The following is a 14,756-nucleotide window of genomic DNA, read 5'->3' as shown; positions in this document are numbered from 1 at the left end:
TAGAGTGAGTGGCTTAGAGCTTACTGGTGCGGTGCGTACCAGCTGGCCAAACCGTCCTGCAGTTTCTGACCAAGTGCTTCTGGTGTTTCGGCGCCTTTGATAGCGGCCACGGATGCACCCCAGGTCTCGTTTTCGAGGTTCGGCGTGCCGCGCGACAGGATCTGGTAAGTTGAACGGATGGTGCTTTCACATTCCTCACGCCAACCGACAATTTCCTTTGCCAGCGGATCTTCCAACTCAACCGGAGTGCTGGAGAGTGGGAAGAAACCGGGCAGGGCGTTTCCGAAGATGCTGGCAAATTCAGGGCTTGCGACCCAGGCCAGGAATGTGCGTGCCGCTTCCTGGTTTTCGCTGGCCGCGTTCATACCGATGCCGATATCGGTGTGGTCCGAAATATAGCAGGTGTCGCCTGCATTCTGGACCGGCGGCTTAAATGCACCCATTTCGAAGTCGGCCTGCGTGTTGAAGCCTGAAATTTCCCAGCTGCCCGCAGGATAAACCGCAGCGCGGCCCAGCGTGAACAGGTTCTGGCTGTCGGGATAGGTTTGTGCTTCGTATCCGTCTCCCAGATAGTCGGCCCACTTGGCCAGCGTCGCATAGGGGGCAACCCACTGGGGATCAGTCAGTTTCTGGTCACCCTTGATCAGGGCAAGACGACCTTCTTCACCTTTCCAGTAGTTCGGGCCGATGTTGTTGTAGCCCATGGTGGCGGCTTCCCACTGGTCGTTGGTCCCCATCGCCATTGGGATGTAGGTGCCGTCTTCCTTGATCTTGTTGAGGGCAGCAAAGAACTCGGCCTCGGTGGTCGGGACTTCGATGCCCAGCTCATTGAACGCATCTTTGTTATAGATGAAGCCGTGGATCACCGACGCCATCGGAACACAGAAGCTGGCCGATGCATCATCGGTCTGCCATGCAGATTTCGCCACATCCGAGAAATTGCTCATCGCGTCCAGATCGGACAGATCAGTCAGATGACCCGCTTCGTAAAGCGCCAGCGATGCATCGAACGGGCGACAGGTGATCAGATCACCGGCAGAGCCGGCTTCGAGCTTCGAGTTCAGAACAGCGTTGTATTCCGCGGGGGCCGACGGGGAAAACACGACTTTGATGCCGGGATTGGCGGCTTCAAAAGCTGGGATGATCTTTTCCTGCCACAGGGCAAGGTCATCGTTGCGCCAGCTTTCAATCGTGATTGTTGCATCCTGCGCGAAAGCGCCACTTGCGACAAGCGCGGTGCTCATCAGGGCAAGGCTTAGGGCATTACGTTTCATTTGGATTCTCCCAGGTTGATAGTTTCATCATTTTGCTTCAGTCGGTTCATGGCAGGGCGCAAATGGCCCCCTGTTTCCTCCAACAACGCCTCTGCGGCCTCGATCGATCCGGCTCCGGCAGCAACAAGTGCGGCGCTTTTCAGCGCGCCATCGGTGGATCTGAGGGCCGCACCGGCGCGTTCAGATGTCACGCCCGTCAACTGGCAGACGATCCCATTGGCACGAGCACGCAGCTTGTCATTGTCTGCACGCAGGTTGATCATCATGCCGTCCTGAATATGTCCAAGCTCCACAGCCATCAGTGTCGACAACATGTTCAGCGCGATTTTCTGCGCGGTTCCCGCACCCATTCGGGTTGAGCCGGAGATCAATTCGGGCGGCGTAGACAGCAACACGGCATGATCCGCCAGTTGCAGCAATAGTGATCCCGCATTATTGGCAATCCCGATGACTGGCACGTCTTTGGCCAGCGCCATCTTGGCCGCGGCAATCGTATAGGGTGTCGTTCCGCTGGCCGACACCGCTATCAGAGTGTCATTTTCGTGTAGGTCGGCCAATTCATCTTCAAGCGCATCAACCGCATCCTCGACGTCACCGGGCATTTCAGCCGTTGTCGGCAGGCCGCCGGCCATATGGATGGTGATTTGTGATGCTGGGATTGAGAATGTGCCCCCCAGTTCCAACGCATCTGACGCGGCCATCAGGCCGGAAGACCCCGCCGCAAGATAGCGAAGCTTACCGCCCGACCGGATGGAATTAGCCATCGCCTGTGCGCCACCACACAATGGCGCCAAGGCCTCCAACGGAGCCTTCGCCGCCGATGCCTGCGAAGTTGCCAGCAGATTTGCCACCTCGATCAGCGGACGGGTATCCAGCCCGCGTGCATCCTGATGCAGTTGTTCCGTTACTGGCGTGTTCACGTGATTCTCCCCCAAGAGTTCCCGTAATCATACCTTTTAAATACCATTAGTCTACCATTTATTTTGTTACCCTGTTTGCAAGTATTATTTGGCCATAATTGCGCGTTTGGTTATAATTGGGACTTTGTTTTTGGACATAGGTATTATATAGGTCTTTATATGACTCGATCTTCAAAATCTCTGATTCTGGCTGCCGACGGGGGTGGAACACGCTGTCGCCTTGCCCTTTGCGACGGGGAAACGCGCCACAAGGTCGAGGTTGGCGCGGCTAATGTGTCTACTGATTTCGACGCCGCCCTTGGTGAATTGCGGCGGGGACTAGAGGTCCTGATATCTCAGTCCGGCCTCTCCGTTGATGACATCATGAACGCGCCAACCTATCTGGGCCTGGCCGGGATCACGGGGGATGCGATCGCGCAAAAACTGGCGTCGGCTTTGCCTTGCCGCCACGTGCGTATCGAAGATGACCGCGGCGCCGCCTTGCGCGGGGCACTAGGTCCGGCAGACGGGTTTGTTGCGCATTGCGGAACGGGGTCGTTCATCGCGACTCAACAGGCTGGCACAGTCCGATTGGCCGGAGGGTGGGGGCCGGTGCTGGGTGATCAGGCCTCGGCGCAATGGATCGGAAAACGCGCGCTGTCCAAGGCTTTGGATCATGTCGATGGCGTAAGTACATCTTCGCAGCTGGCGCAGGATTTACTATCTCACCACGGGGGCGCACCGGGGTTGGTCAAAGCAGCGGCTCAGATGACGCCAACCGAATTCGGCGCAATCGCCCCTAAGGTGACGGAACTGGCCAGCCACAAGGATGCGCTTGCGGTCGCACTTTTACAGGACGGCGCCGATTATCTGGCAGGCATGATGAGAAAGATGGGCTGGCGCCCGGGTCTGCCAGTTTGTCTGACCGGGGGCATCGGACCGCACTATGCATCCTATCTGCCTCAGGACATGCAAGCCGCGCTGACCCAGCCTTTGGGCGATCCATTGTCTGGCGCATTGGCTTTGGCGCGTGCCTTTCAGGAGGAGATCGAACATGAATGTAGCTGATTTCCTAAGACCCGAAGGATGGCTGGGCCAAAACGCAGGCCCGCGCTATGTGCAGCTACGCCAACGATTGGAACAAGGTATTCAGGATGGTATCCTAGCGCCTAACAGTTCACTTCCGCCCGAACGAGAGATTGCTGAACTGACCGACCTATCGCGCGTGACCGTGCGCAAGGCCATTCAGGAGCTGGTGCGTAAAGGTGCGGTTGAACAGCGGCAAGGTTCGGGCTCATTCGTGCGCGAACCCGTTGCGCGGGTCGAACAGTCCCTGTCTCATCTGACCTCTTTCACCGAAGACATGGAAAGGCGCGGCCTCAAGACCACCTCGACCTGGCTGGAGCGCGGGATTTTCCTGCCATCGCCCGAAGAGATGATGGCCCTTGGCCTGTCAACCAACGAACAGGTTGCCCGCATCCACCGCCTGCGCGCAGCGGGTGGGCGGCCAATGGCGCTGGAGCGCGCGGCGCTGCCGCTGGACATCCTTCCAAATCCGACCGAGGTGACCGGATCGCTCTATGCTGTTCTCGAACAAACCGGGTTTCGACCGGTGCGCGCGATCCAGAAAATCTCGGCTATCAACCTCGAAGCGCCCGAGGCCGAGCTGCTGGATGTTGCCGAAGGCACCGCCGGGCTTCGGATTCAACGTACCTCTTATCTGGAAAGCGGGCGGGTCGCTGAATTGACTCGCTCAATCTATCGCGGCGACGCCTACGACTTTGTAGCCGAATTGCGCCTGTCTAATTGAAAGCCTGGGATCATGTCTGACAAAACCACTCAAATGCGACGGGAAATCAACGAGATACCCGACGCCGTTGATCGCCTTCTGACCGAAGGCGCAAGCCGGATTGCACAATCGGCTGACGAAATCCGGGCCCGTGATCCACGGTTCCTGATCTCAGTCGCGCGGGGGTCTTCGGATCACGCCTGTAGCTATCTGAAATACGCATCCGAGCTGCTGTTGGGCTTGCCCATGGCCTCGGTCGGGCCATCGGTCAAATCGATCTACGGCGTCGATATGCGTTGCGAGGATTCAGTTTGCATTGCGGTCTCACAATCCGGGCAAAGCCCCGACATCGTACAGCTCACACAATCCGTGACATCCGGCGGTGCCTATTCGGTCGCCATCACCAACAACACGGCCTCCGCTCTGGCCGAAGCGTCCACCGCGACGCTACCGATCCATGCGGGTCCCGAGCTGAGTGTTGCTGCAACCAAGACATTCGTCACTTCTTTGGTCGCAGGCCTGTGGCTGATCGCGCAGGTGAAACGCGACGAGCCATTGTTGCGCGCCATTCATGGCCTGCCGGACAGCCTGTCAGCGGCGATTGCATGTGATTGGAGCGCGGTAGCTGATGCGGTGGATGGCCGTTCGCTGTTTACGCTGGGGCGCGGCCTGTCGCTGGCGATCTCGAACGAAGCTGCTTTGAAATTCAAAGAGACCTGCCAGATTCACGCTGAAAGCTATTCGGCAGCCGAAGTTCTGCATGGCCCTGTTTCCATTGTCGATCAGGGCTTTCCGGTGCTGGCCTTGTCCTCAGGGGATGCGGCTGAATCCAATCTGGCAGAGGTTGCGGATAAGCTTGCCGCTAAAGGGGCGGAAGTTTTCGCCACCACCAGCCGCGTAAAGCAAGCAACGGTGCTTCCGCATGTCAGAACTTCGCATTGGATGACTGACCCGATCCCCACAATTGCGTCTTTCTATGGAATGGTCGAAAGCGTGGCCACCCGGCGTGGGGTCGACCCCGATATGCCACGCCACCTGAAGAAAGTTACGGAAACGGTATGACCGACGCTTCGATCACCTTTTCAGGCGGCCCGATCTTCGACGGAAGCGACCTGCATGTCGGTTACGCTGCGCGGTTCCGCAACGGTGTGTTGGACGCATTGATCCCCGAGGCGCACGCCACCGAAGACCAAATCGAGGATTTGGCAGGGCGCATCCTTAGCCCCGGTTATGTGGATCTGCAGGTCAATGGCGGTGACGGTGTCATGTTCAACGACGATCCATCCGTTGACACACTCAGCCGGATCGCAAAGGCGCATCGTGGATTGGGCGCGACCCGTATCCTGCCTACCCTGATCACGGATACGGCCCAGAAAACGCGGGCTGCAATTGAGGCCGCAATCAAAGCCGTTCAGGCGGGTGTTCCGGGTATCGCTGGCCTGCATCTGGAAGGCCCGCATCTGTCGGAACGGCGCAAAGGGGCGCATGACGCAGCCCTGATCCGCCCGATGGAGCAAACTGATCTTGAAGCCATCGTTTATGCGGCAGGACATTTGCCCGCTTTGATGGTTACGGTTGCCCCCGAAACGACAACGCCTGAACAAGTCAAGGCACTGGCGCAGGCTGGCGTGATTGTCTCGCTCGGCCACAGCGATGCGTCCTTTGACACCTGCATGGCTTATGCCAAAGCAGGCGCGCGCTGTGCCACACATCTGTTCAACGCGATGAGCCAACTTGGCAACCGAGAGCCGGGCCTGGTCGGTGCCGCCCTGGCCAGTGGAGCGATGTCAGCGGGGTTAATTGCGGATGGCGTGCATGTTCATCCCGAAACCATGCGCGCCGCCTGGGCTGCCAAGCAGGGGCCGGGCTGTATTTTTCTTGTCAGCGACGCGATGGCTGTTGCAGGGACAGATCTGACAGAATTCCAGTTGGAAGGCCGCCCGATTCAGCGTAGAGATGGCAGGCTGACCTTGCAGGATGGAACTCTGGCCGGGGCCGACCTGTGTCTGACGCAAGCGGTGAAGGTTCTAACTGAACAGGTCGATATCCCATTGCCACAGGCTTTGGCCGCAGCCACCAGCGTGCCGCATCAGTTCATTGCGAAGCAGGGCGACAGGATATCGATGGACCTATCACACATGATCCTGATCGCGCCGGATTTGTCGGCGGCCCAGCCGGTTCTGGCTTGATCGACCCTTTCAGGGGTCGATCACCGACCGACTATCAGCCCATTACCGCACCATCGTGAGCTTATTCCAATCGGCATAATCGGGGGTGCCTTCGCCCTTGATCTCACCCGCGTATCCGAACTCAACCATATGGGTCATCGTTGTGGTCTCGGTTGCAAAGATCACCGCGTAGCTTTCCGGCAGGTCCGAAGACGACAGAAAACGCGTCGCCGAGAAATCAGCCCATCCGGCGTGATTGGTGCCTCGGGGGGCCGAGAAAGGCACACCCAGCAGGGACCCCGTCAGCGGCAAATGGCAATGCCCGTGGAATATATGCCGGATTTTAGCCTTATGCGGCGCGATCGTTTCCGCAAACAAATCTGCATCCAGCAACATGATCTCATCCATCGGCGCAACTTCGATTGGAACCGGGTTATGATGCATGAAAATCCAGATCGGACCTGGCAAGGTTGCCAACTGACGAGAGAGCCAATCCGCTCGTTTCGCGCAGAAATGACCTGCATGCGTGTTCGGGCCCCAGGTGTCCAAAAGCACCGCGTGGCCCAGGCTCAACGGGACAGTGCGATGCACAAATCCGCCTTCCCCTTCCAGTTCAGGGAAACAGCGTAGAAAGGTCGAACGGTCGTCATGGTTGCCGATCAACAGCTCGACCGGAAGTGGGATGCTTCCTATCCGTTCCTTGAGCAAGGCATAATCAGCGGCTTCGCCCCAATCGGACAGATCACCCGTGATAAACAGCGCCTCTGCATCGCTGTGGCTTTGCATCGCGTGATCCAGCGCTTTGTTCAGATTGGCCAATGGATCGCGGCCGCTGATGGTATCGCCCGGCGTTGTCAGGTGGATATCGGTGAACTGAAGCAGCTTCATAGTTGGCGCCTTTTAAGTGATATTGTAAAAAGAAGTGGCCCGCGCCAGCCTATGGCGCGGGCCTTGAGTTTTAGGACCCGGAGGGCAGCAGATCCTGCACTTCTTCAGTCAGGTCTTGCTGCAACTCTTCCATGTCATCATATTCGCCGGTCACGATGCCTTCGATCCCGTCATAGATGACCTGCGTTGCGGCCAGACCGTTGTCGCCCGGATAGGCCTGCCATTCACGCAGCAGGGGCAGCTGACGTACAGCTGTCGCCTTGGCCGGGTTCTCGGCGTAGAAATCGGCCAGAATGATCTCATTGGCGGCCTGGTTCGGTGGCATGTAACCGGTGGTCCGCGCCACATCGGCGGCACCTTCACCCGATGTGATGAATTTCAGCCATTTCCAAGCGGCTTCCAGCTGGGCTGGGTCTTCAGATGTCGACACCAGCAGGGCCGAGTTTCCGCCCGCGGGCAAACCCATTGGCCCCTCGGCTGTGAAACCCGGATACTCGTTCGTTACCAGAGTGAAATCACCCATCGCGCGCTCAACCGCGCCAACGGCTGATGTGGACCAGTACATCATGCCAATCTCACCGGCCGAGAAAGAAGCTAACGCGCCTTTCCATTCCAGGTTCTGCATTTCGCAGCCCTGAAACAGGTCTTTCATCGTGTTCAAGGCTTGCAGGCCTTCGGGTTCGTCCAGAGTGAAGTCGGTGCCCATGACGGTGGGTTTGTCCTGGCTCCACATCATGGCTTGCAGGAACCAGTTGCCGGTGATGTTCCAGCCCCAGAACATGGGGTTTTCGACACCGGCTTCTTTCAGGCGGCCACAGGCTTCGATCACTTCGGCCCAGGTTGTGGGCAGGTTGGTTTCGTCATAGCCAGCCTTGGCCATGGTCTCCATGTTGTAGTAGCCAACCGGCAGCGAGATCGAGAAGGGCAGGCCGTAGACATCTTCGTTGAAAGTGCCAAGGTCCAGCATCGCCTTGTGATAGCCGTCTTTGGCAAAGTCGGCCTCTTGCGCGATGAAAGGCTCTAGCGATTTTGCGATGCCTTTTTCCACCAGGATCGCCTGACGGTTCAGGCCTTGCATGGTCACGTCTGGCAGCGTGCCGGCAACGGCTTCGCGCAGGATCGTGTTGGTGCCGTCTTCATAGCTTTCGTAAGTAGCCCGCATCTTGATTTCGATGTTCGGGTTTTCAGCATAGAATTTCGGCAGGATTTTTTCGTAAGTGACGTCAAAGAGATGGCTATAGGGATAGGCGAACTCGACGACGATCTTGTCTTCAGCGGTGGCTGCCCCTGCGGCAAGTACCAAAGCCATTGCAGTTGTGAGGGTTTTCATTACTCTCTCCAGTTGAACTGAGGGGTCTGACGGTTTGGCGATTGGCAGCCCCTGGTGGGTATCCCGATTTGGGATGTCGTGGTGGGGCGGGAATTTCCCGCCCTACTTCATTCCGGATAGTGTTATCCCTTCGATAAAGCGGCGCTGCGCCAGTAGGAAAACAACGATCAGCGGGGTTACGATAATGCAGGCCGTGGCCATCATCGGGCCAAAGTTGTCGCCATCCGCATCCCCCTTGAATTCTCGCAGGCCCAGCGGTGGCGTGAACAGCTCGCGATTGCCGGTGATTACGATGCGGGGCCAGAAATAATCATTCCAATGCGCGACAACCGAAAAGATGCCAAAGGCCAACAGGGCCGGGATGGCCGTAGGCAGCATGACGTTCCACACGATGGAATATTCGCTCATCCCGTCCATCCGGGCGGCATCGATCAGATCGTCCGGAACGGTCATAAAGAACTGGCGCATCAGAAAGATCCCGAAGACCGAGATGGTCCAGGGCACAATCAGCGCCGCATAGGTGTTCGTCAGTCCCACCTTGGCCAGCATGATGTACAGCGGCAAGGCGATTGCGTGCACAGGGATCAGAAGGCAGAACAGCACCAGCGCAAACACCGCCTCGCGCCCCCAGAACCGTAGCTTGGCCAAAGCATAGGCGCAGGGCAGGGCGACGATAACCTGGATCAGAAAGATCGACAGGGTCACGAAGATTCCATTGGCCAAATAGCGCAGCAAAGGCGCTTTGGCGAAAGCGGTTGTGTAGTTGTAGATGGTTGGATTGACCATGCAATCCGCCGCAGCATTGCCAAGCTTGACGCAGAAATCATCCCGGAACGGTTGCTGGCTACCTAAGAAACCACCCAGGTTCTGCATGATCTCATGCGGCGCTTTGAACGAGTAGCTGACCATCACGTAGAAGGGCAGCAAGACAACGATTGCACCCAGGATCAGGATGACATGTTTGATCGTCTCGGCGGTGGAAAACCGAAACCCGATCTCGGGTAAGGCGGTGGTGGGGGTGGAAGTTGTATCAGACATAATGGGTCCTCCGGTCCACCAGCCAGCGCTGCACCAGCGTCAGGAACATGACAAAAGCCAGGAACACCACGGTGATGGCAGCGCCGATCCCCATCAGGTTTTGCTGGATCGCTTTTTCGTAGATCGCGAACATCATCACATAGACCGATTTCGACGGCCCACCGCCTTGCGGATAGAACGCCTCGACAGTGTCAAAGACCTGAAAGGATCGGATGAATGAGATTGTGACGACAAACACTGTTGTGGGGCCCAGCATCGGCCAGGTCACCAGTCGGAAACGCTCCCACCCAGTGGGTGCGCCATCCATTTCGGCCGCGTCATAAAGCGATGGCGGGATCGAGCTGAGCCCGGCCAGATACAAGACCATGTTAAAGCCGAAACCCTGCCAAACGCCGATGAACGCAACCGTCCAGATCGCATAATCCCGATCAGTCAGCCAAAGCGGGAAGGTCTTGGCGCAGCCTTGCGCGTACCAGCCCCAGGCCTCAAGCCAGGTGCCGCATCCTTTTTCCAGCGTGGCATTCACAATGCCGATGGTCGGGTGCAGGGCAAATTCCCACACGATGGCCATGGCGATCAGCGCGGCCATGACCGGCAGAAAGTAGATCGTCTTATAGAGGTTCCCAAAGCGGGTGAGCGAATGGATTAGGAGAGCTGCACCCAATCCCAGCAGGACTGTCAGTGGTACAACAACAAAGACGTATCGGAACGTAGCCCCGAACATCTTTTCATAGCTACGCCGGGTGAAGATTTTCTCGAAATTCTCCCATCCAACATAGTCCATGCCTGCATTGCCCAACGAGTAATTGGTAACGCTCAGCACACCCGCGATGCCGATAGGCACAATCAGGATCACGATCATCAAGATCAATGCCGGGGCGATGAACCAAAGATAAGCGCGCGAACCGGGCATCAGGCGACCTCGAGCATTGTCTGCTCAGGCAGTCGTGCACCGCTGCCGTCAAACATCATGATTTTGTCCCGGATCGCAGAAAACCGGAGGGTTTGCCCAATCTCAGCGCGCGTGTCCGGAGCGGCCCGTACCACGATCTTTTGCTCTAGCCCGTTGACACCCAGATGGATGAACAGATCAGAGCCTAAGTTTTCCCGATGGGTCACGACCCCAGAGAACGCGCCTGCGGGATCAATGCTTAGGTGTTCAGGCCGGATACCCAGTGTGACTGGACCTGCCTGGGCGTTGGTGCCCAACAAACTGACATCAAGTGCCCGCAATGCACCGGCGCCGTCGATCTCGGCAGGCATGGTGTTGATTGCGGGTGATCCGACAAAGCGGGCAACGGCTAAGGATTGTGGATTGCGGTAGATATCATCTGGTTTGCCAAGCTGCAGAATATGACCATCCATCATGACGGCCATCCGATCCGACATGGTCAGCGCCTCGGCCTGATCATGGGTGACATAGACAAAGGTTGTTTTCAGACGGCGGTGCAGATCAGACAGTTCTGCCCGCATATGAACCCGCAAGGCTGCGTCCAGATTGGACAGTGGTTCATCCATCAAAAAGGCAACCGGATTGCGCACCATGGCCCGTCCCAAAGCCGCGCGCTGACGTTGACCACCCGACAACTGGCCCGGTTTGCGATCCAACAGGTTTTGGATCTGCAAAGTTTCAGCCGTTTCATTGACCTTGGCCCGAAGCCCGCGGTAAGCCGAGCGGGCAATCAAGGGCCCCAGCACAGGCAATCGCCCGGCTGTCCCGATGTCCCGCAGTTTGAGCGGGGTCATCATGTTTTCCGCAACCGTCAAATGCGGATAGAGCGCATAAGATTGGAACACCATCGCCAGATTACGGCTGGCCGGGCGCATCCGGGTTACCTCCTGCCCGTCAATCATCACCTGGCCCGCCGTTGGAGCCTCGAGCCCCGCAAGAATGCGGAGCAAGGTGGATTTACCGCAGCCGGACGGTCCCACAAGGGTCAGGAACTCACCCTCTTCGATTTCGAGATCGACACCCTGAAGCACAGGTGTTTGCCCGAATGTTTTCTGAATACCTTGAAGGCTAATTTGACCCATAGCGCGGCTACCCCAACTGACCGCGCGCAGCTTAAGAAGTTCATGTCTCGATTCTGTGACGACATATAAGTGTTGCTTATGCAGGCTAAACTGCGCGGCGACATGAACATAAATCCGTATCAGTTCAAAGCCTTCGCCTATGTCGTGCGAGAAGGCAGCCTGACCAACGCGGCGCGCGCGCTGGGTGTGTCGCAATCCGCTGTTTCACAGCATATTGCCAAGCTTGAGGCACATGTGGGTGCACGTCTGCTGGTGCGGGCTCGCGATGGGATCGAGTTAACCGCAACAGGGCAAGAGTTCTTTGATCTCGCCGACAGGTTTGCGACGCTGCACACGATCATAGAAGAAAAGGTTCAGGGCTTTTCGGAACTGGAACGCGGCCATCTGAAGATAATCGCAAACGCTCCGCAACCAGCATTGGGTTTGATCGCCCGCTTCGCCGACACATACCCCAATGTCGATATCGACTTTGCGCTATGCGATTGGAGCAGCGCCATTGAGTTGCTACAGAAACGCAAGGTGGATTTTGGCGTCATCACCGAACCTACAATCAGCACGGAGTGGTATCTTCAACCGCTCTGCACATCTCGCTTTGTGCTATATGTAAGGGAAACGCATGACTGGTCGCGGCGCAAAGTGCTAAGCCTCACCCAGATCGTGGATGAAACGCTTTTGTTACCAGAAAGCGGATCGCTAACGCAAAGGGTCGTAACCAGGGCGTTGGACAAACTGCAACTGGCACCGCGCCGGATTGTCAAAACCACCACATTTCCGGTGATGAAAGAGGCGATCATGGCCGGATTGGGCGTTGGCATCTTTCTGGAAAACAGCGCAGGGTCCGAGGCCGGGCTGACTCAGGTCCCGATCCGGGAGTTGGAGAAGTACTACGAAACCAGCCTGGTCGTGCCACGTCATAGAATGGATTTGAAACTGGTGCGAAGTTTCTGTCAGGTTTCCGAAGATCAGCCTTGACCATTTTCAAGCCAAAACCGGTCTTCCCGGTTCAGGTGTTCGTCCATGATGGCGTCGTAAGCGGCAAGTTCCTGATCCGATAGTTGGCCATGCCATTTACCGCTGGAACCGCTGTGAAAAAACTCTGTATCTGACTTGAAGAAGCCTTTTCCCCCGCTGGGGGCATACCGTTCGGCATTCTCTTTCATATGGTCGAATGTCGCGGCCGCGATGAGCTGTTGCATCACCGAGTTTGAATGCGGCGTATTCAGAAGTTCCGAAAGCCGCGCGAACACACCTGCCAAATCTCGTTTCATATCAGAATAGTGAAACAAAGAGACATTTGGCCGACCAGACATGGCCTTTGCCGCTTTGTAGTGTTGCAGGATATGCGCAAGCGGCATGGCGTCTGTATCGAACCCTTCGGCACCACCATCCAGAAACCGGCGGAATGTGATACCGTCGTCATCATGTTCAGGATACCAGTGATCGAACCACGGTATGGGAATGTTCCGAATGTGATTCCGGAATGAAAAATGCGCGTCCAGCGGATGCCGGAACACGCAGAAATAATGCGCGTGATCATCCAGCGGCAGGCCATCCAGTGGAGTATGGCTTTTCATACTGCGGCGGCAGGTCATTGCCTCAAGCCGTGCGGCAATCTCGGGCATTTCGCGCAGGCGGATGTCGACCCAAGGCATCTTGATCGACAGCTCTGTTTCGACCTCGGAATCGCCCGAAAGCAACAAGGCCACGATGGTCTGCATCCAGGTTGTGCCGCATTTCGGGGGTGTCACAACAAACACATCATCAGGTCGAATATTGACCATATCCCAGCGCCTGTTGTCTGTCAGGGGACCTAGATAAAGCTTTCGATGCGTCAAGCGTGCTACCTCCGCCTAATGACTTGGCTAATAGAACCGGTCTGCGACCCATACCGGTGCGATCAAATGGAGCGTACCAAATCTAGAAGCTCCGATAGGTCCCGGCAACACGTTCGCGGTTTGGGCCCGCCAGGGCAACCAAACACAAGTCATGACCTAGATGTTTTTCATCAACAGCAGAACATCCCCAGAATAGTAAGGCGGGCAGGGGTGCAGACGCACGGGCTCGCGCGCCACCAGCGTATATCCCAGCCTGTCATACAGTCGAACCGCGCCCGTGTTCTGGGCGTAAACCTGAATGCTCATCTTGCTGAACCCTTGCCTCTTCGCCTGGTCTTCGGCTGCGGCCATCAGCTGCGTCCCAATGCTCTGGTTTCGTCCTTCAGGGAAAACCGCCAGCGCATTGATGAACCAGGTATCGATCGATAGCTTTTCAAGCGCCACAAACGGCGCAATCGGGGCAGGTAGGTCGTCTGGGTTGTCGGTTGGCGCCTCGGCAATCGCGTAGCTAAGAACCATGCCTAGGGTCTGTCCCACACGATCCGCAACCAGCGCATTTATATAGGAAAAGCCACCGGTTTTGCGTTTGGCACGTTCGATACCAACTTCTAGCGGTGTTTGCCCTTCGATGCAGGAACGGGTCCACAGCCAATTAGGGATACCTTCGCCCGCAAGGTTGATCAGCTTGGCGAGGTGTTCCGCATCAGAAACATCCGCTTGGCGGATAAGGGTTTGATTTTGAATATTCATCTTAGCGCTCATTGTGAAACAATAGATTAAATCGGGCCGGCATTTGGCCCGATCGTTCTTTTTGGAAAGGCTAGGTCGATGGGCTCAGGCGGTCGTCAAAGATTGGGCCCACGGGCAGGCCTGAGTCCCATTCCAGATGATCCGTTTTATCAATCTGGTCAGTGCCATAGCTGGCATGATCCGGCCCCGATGCGGGATCAGGTGTGCGGTCTTCAAACACATAGGTCGCACTCAGCCCCCAAAAATCGTTGAAACCAAGCGTTGTCTGGATCAACCCACCATCGATGTTGGCGAATTCACCTGTCGCGCCGGTCACAGGCCGCAGGTTGGGCTGCCCTATATCCGCGATCTCGGTGCCTTGGGTCACGACTGTTGCGCCATCATCGAAGGAAAAGGTTTGGCGACTGATGATCCAGACTCCGGTGGTGGCATTGGCACCTTCGCCAACGAAATACCCGTCACATGTCCAAGTGCCCAGAACCAGATCGGGAAAGGCAGGGCTGCCATCTTCAAGAACACCAACAGTGCCTTCGGCAAGCGTGCCCGCAGGATAGATATAGCCCTGGCTGACAAAGGCATTGCCATGTGCAGGCATGCCGTTTTCGTGCAAAGGCGCAGTTGCCATATGGATACGTGTGTGATCCTCGGCCACGTCAAAGGCCATGGGCGCTTCGGCCTTGGCATAGGTGGCCAGCGACAGCATCAGCGCGGTCGAGGTTAGAAATGTCTTAAACATTGGTTTTCCTTTCAG

Annotated in this window: 15 protein-coding genes; 5 read left to right on the top strand and 10 right to left on the bottom strand. The window is 56.8% G+C overall.

The genetic code is table 11. The annotated features are described in order from the left end of the window. Window positions 1–20 precede the first annotated feature (20 nt). Both ACR0KG_RS10540 and ACR0KG_RS10535 read right to left on the bottom strand, forming a co-directional pair. Complete coding sequence (locus ACR0KG_RS10540; RefSeq protein WP_480827222.1) at window positions 21–1,274, bottom strand: ABC transporter substrate-binding protein; 1,254 nt, start codon at window positions 1,272–1,274, stop codon at window positions 21–23. Next, the gene (locus ACR0KG_RS10535; RefSeq protein ID WP_480827221.1) at window positions 1,271–2,194 is read right to left on the bottom strand and encodes an N-acetylmuramic acid 6-phosphate etherase; all 924 of its coding nucleotides are present in this window, start codon (window positions 2,192–2,194) and stop codon (window positions 1,271–1,273) included. The genes ACR0KG_RS10540 and ACR0KG_RS10535 overlap by 4 nt, the downstream gene beginning before the upstream one ends. Before the next feature lie 159 nt (window positions 2,195–2,353). On the opposite strand from ACR0KG_RS10535, the gene ACR0KG_RS10530 reads away from it, so the two are divergent. From ACR0KG_RS10530 to nagA, 4 genes are read left to right on the top strand one after another with little or no spacing between them, the layout of a single operon-like run. After that, complete coding sequence (locus ACR0KG_RS10530) at window positions 2,354–3,241, top strand: glucosamine kinase nucleotide-binding domain-containing protein (RefSeq protein ID WP_480827220.1); 888 nt, start codon at window positions 2,354–2,356, stop codon at window positions 3,239–3,241. Continuing rightward, a complete protein-coding gene (locus tag ACR0KG_RS10525; RefSeq protein WP_170535234.1) occupies window positions 3,228–3,983 on the top strand; it encodes a GntR family transcriptional regulator in 756 nt (251 codons plus the stop codon). The genes ACR0KG_RS10530 and ACR0KG_RS10525 overlap by 14 nt, the downstream gene beginning before the upstream one ends. 12 nt (window positions 3,984–3,995) lie before the next feature. Beyond that, the gene (locus tag ACR0KG_RS10520; protein WP_480549626.1) at window positions 3,996–5,024 is read left to right on the top strand and encodes an SIS domain-containing protein; all 1,029 of its coding nucleotides are present in this window, start codon (window positions 3,996–3,998) and stop codon (window positions 5,022–5,024) included. Further along, on the top strand, window positions 5,021–6,151 hold the full coding sequence (gene nagA / locus ACR0KG_RS10515) for an N-acetylglucosamine-6-phosphate deacetylase (RefSeq protein WP_480827219.1): 1,131 nt from the start codon (window positions 5,021–5,023) through the stop codon (window positions 6,149–6,151). The genes ACR0KG_RS10520 and nagA overlap by 4 nt, the downstream gene beginning before the upstream one ends. A 42-nt stretch (window positions 6,152–6,193) precedes the next feature. On the opposite strand, the gene ACR0KG_RS10510 is transcribed toward nagA, so the two are convergent. The 5 genes from ACR0KG_RS10510 to ACR0KG_RS10490 form a co-directional block, all read right to left on the bottom strand. Beyond that, complete coding sequence (locus ACR0KG_RS10510; protein WP_480549622.1) at window positions 6,194–7,018, bottom strand: metallophosphoesterase; 825 nt, start codon at window positions 7,016–7,018, stop codon at window positions 6,194–6,196. Between the two features lie 70 nt (window positions 7,019–7,088). Beyond that, window positions 7,089–8,348: an extracellular solute-binding protein gene (locus ACR0KG_RS10505; RefSeq protein WP_480544672.1), complete on the bottom strand. Its 1,260-nt coding sequence runs from the start codon at window positions 8,346–8,348 to the stop codon at window positions 7,089–7,091. 102 nt (window positions 8,349–8,450) lie between these two features. Beyond that, the gene (locus tag ACR0KG_RS10500; RefSeq protein WP_480544674.1) at window positions 8,451–9,386 is read right to left on the bottom strand and encodes a carbohydrate ABC transporter permease; all 936 of its coding nucleotides are present in this window, start codon (window positions 9,384–9,386) and stop codon (window positions 8,451–8,453) included. Beyond that, entirely contained in the window at window positions 9,379–10,299 is a 921-nt protein-coding gene (locus ACR0KG_RS10495; RefSeq protein ID WP_480544675.1) for a carbohydrate ABC transporter permease, read from the bottom strand. The genes ACR0KG_RS10500 and ACR0KG_RS10495 overlap by 8 nt, the downstream gene beginning before the upstream one ends. After that, on the bottom strand, window positions 10,299–11,420 hold the full coding sequence (locus ACR0KG_RS10490; protein ID WP_480549620.1) for an ABC transporter ATP-binding protein: 1,122 nt from the start codon (window positions 11,418–11,420) through the stop codon (window positions 10,299–10,301). The genes ACR0KG_RS10495 and ACR0KG_RS10490 overlap by 1 nt, the downstream gene beginning before the upstream one ends. A gap of 78 nt (window positions 11,421–11,498) precedes the next feature. On the opposite strand from ACR0KG_RS10490, the gene ACR0KG_RS10485 reads away from it, so the two are divergent. Beyond that, complete coding sequence (locus tag ACR0KG_RS10485; protein ID WP_480544677.1) at window positions 11,499–12,392, top strand: LysR family transcriptional regulator; 894 nt, start codon at window positions 11,499–11,501, stop codon at window positions 12,390–12,392. Here the strand turns inward: ACR0KG_RS10485 and ACR0KG_RS10480 are convergent. From ACR0KG_RS10480 to ACR0KG_RS10470, 3 genes are all read right to left on the bottom strand, one after another. Further along, entirely contained in the window at window positions 12,383–13,201 is an 819-nt protein-coding gene (locus tag ACR0KG_RS10480; protein WP_480549618.1) for a sulfotransferase domain-containing protein, read from the bottom strand. The two genes, ACR0KG_RS10485 and ACR0KG_RS10480, sit on opposite strands and share 10 nt — an antisense overlap. Before the next feature lie 210 nt (window positions 13,202–13,411). Next, window positions 13,412–14,005 carry a GNAT family N-acetyltransferase gene (locus tag ACR0KG_RS10475; RefSeq protein WP_480827218.1) on the bottom strand — a complete coding sequence of 198 codons (594 nt, stop codon included), beginning with the start codon at window positions 14,003–14,005 and terminating at the stop codon, window positions 13,412–13,414. Between the two features lie 70 nt (window positions 14,006–14,075). Next, window positions 14,076–14,741: a hypothetical protein gene (locus ACR0KG_RS10470; RefSeq protein WP_480827217.1), complete on the bottom strand. Its 666-nt coding sequence runs from the start codon at window positions 14,739–14,741 to the stop codon at window positions 14,076–14,078. Window positions 14,742–14,756 lie beyond the last annotated feature (15 nt).

It is taken from the genome of Ruegeria sp. H4 (genome assembly GCF_056533065.1).
Note: the sequence above shows the minus strand (reverse complement) of the source record. Positions and strands in the feature narration are given on the sequence as shown.

Excerpts from the sequence above, each read along its gene's own strand:
- ACR0KG_RS10485 (WP_480544677.1), top strand. The coding sequence starts at position 11,499 with ATGCAGGCTAAACTGCGCGGCGACATGAACATAAATCCGTATCAGTTC.
- nagA (WP_480827219.1), top strand. The coding sequence starts at position 5,021 with ATGACCGACGCTTCGATCACCTTTTCAGGCGGCCCGATCTTCGACGGA.
- ACR0KG_RS10540 (WP_480827222.1), bottom strand. The coding sequence starts at position 1,274 with ATGAAACGTAATGCCCTAAGCCTTGCCCTGATGAGCACCGCGCTTGTC.
- ACR0KG_RS10520 (WP_480549626.1), top strand. The coding sequence starts at position 3,996 with ATGTCTGACAAAACCACTCAAATGCGACGGGAAATCAACGAGATACCC.
- ACR0KG_RS10470 (WP_480827217.1), bottom strand. The coding sequence starts at position 14,741 with ATGTTTAAGACATTTCTAACCTCGACCGCGCTGATGCTGTCGCTGGCC.
- ACR0KG_RS10505 (WP_480544672.1), bottom strand. The coding sequence starts at position 8,348 with ATGAAAACCCTCACAACTGCAATGGCTTTGGTACTTGCCGCAGGGGCA.
- ACR0KG_RS10480 (WP_480549618.1), bottom strand. The coding sequence starts at position 13,201 with ATGGTCAATATTCGACCTGATGATGTGTTTGTTGTGACACCCCCGAAA.
- ACR0KG_RS10490 (WP_480549620.1), bottom strand. The coding sequence starts at position 11,420 with ATGGGTCAAATTAGCCTTCAAGGTATTCAGAAAACATTCGGGCAAACA.
- ACR0KG_RS10530 (WP_480827220.1), top strand. The coding sequence starts at position 2,354 with ATGACTCGATCTTCAAAATCTCTGATTCTGGCTGCCGACGGGGGTGGA.
- ACR0KG_RS10525 (WP_170535234.1), top strand. The coding sequence starts at position 3,228 with ATGAATGTAGCTGATTTCCTAAGACCCGAAGGATGGCTGGGCCAAAAC.
- ACR0KG_RS10500 (WP_480544674.1), bottom strand. The coding sequence starts at position 9,386 with ATGTCTGATACAACTTCCACCCCCACCACCGCCTTACCCGAGATCGGG.
- ACR0KG_RS10510 (WP_480549622.1), bottom strand. The coding sequence starts at position 7,018 with ATGAAGCTGCTTCAGTTCACCGATATCCACCTGACAACGCCGGGCGAT.
- ACR0KG_RS10475 (WP_480827218.1), bottom strand. The coding sequence starts at position 14,005 with ATGAATATTCAAAATCAAACCCTTATCCGCCAAGCGGATGTTTCTGAT.
- ACR0KG_RS10495 (WP_480544675.1), bottom strand. The coding sequence starts at position 10,299 with ATGCCCGGTTCGCGCGCTTATCTTTGGTTCATCGCCCCGGCATTGATC.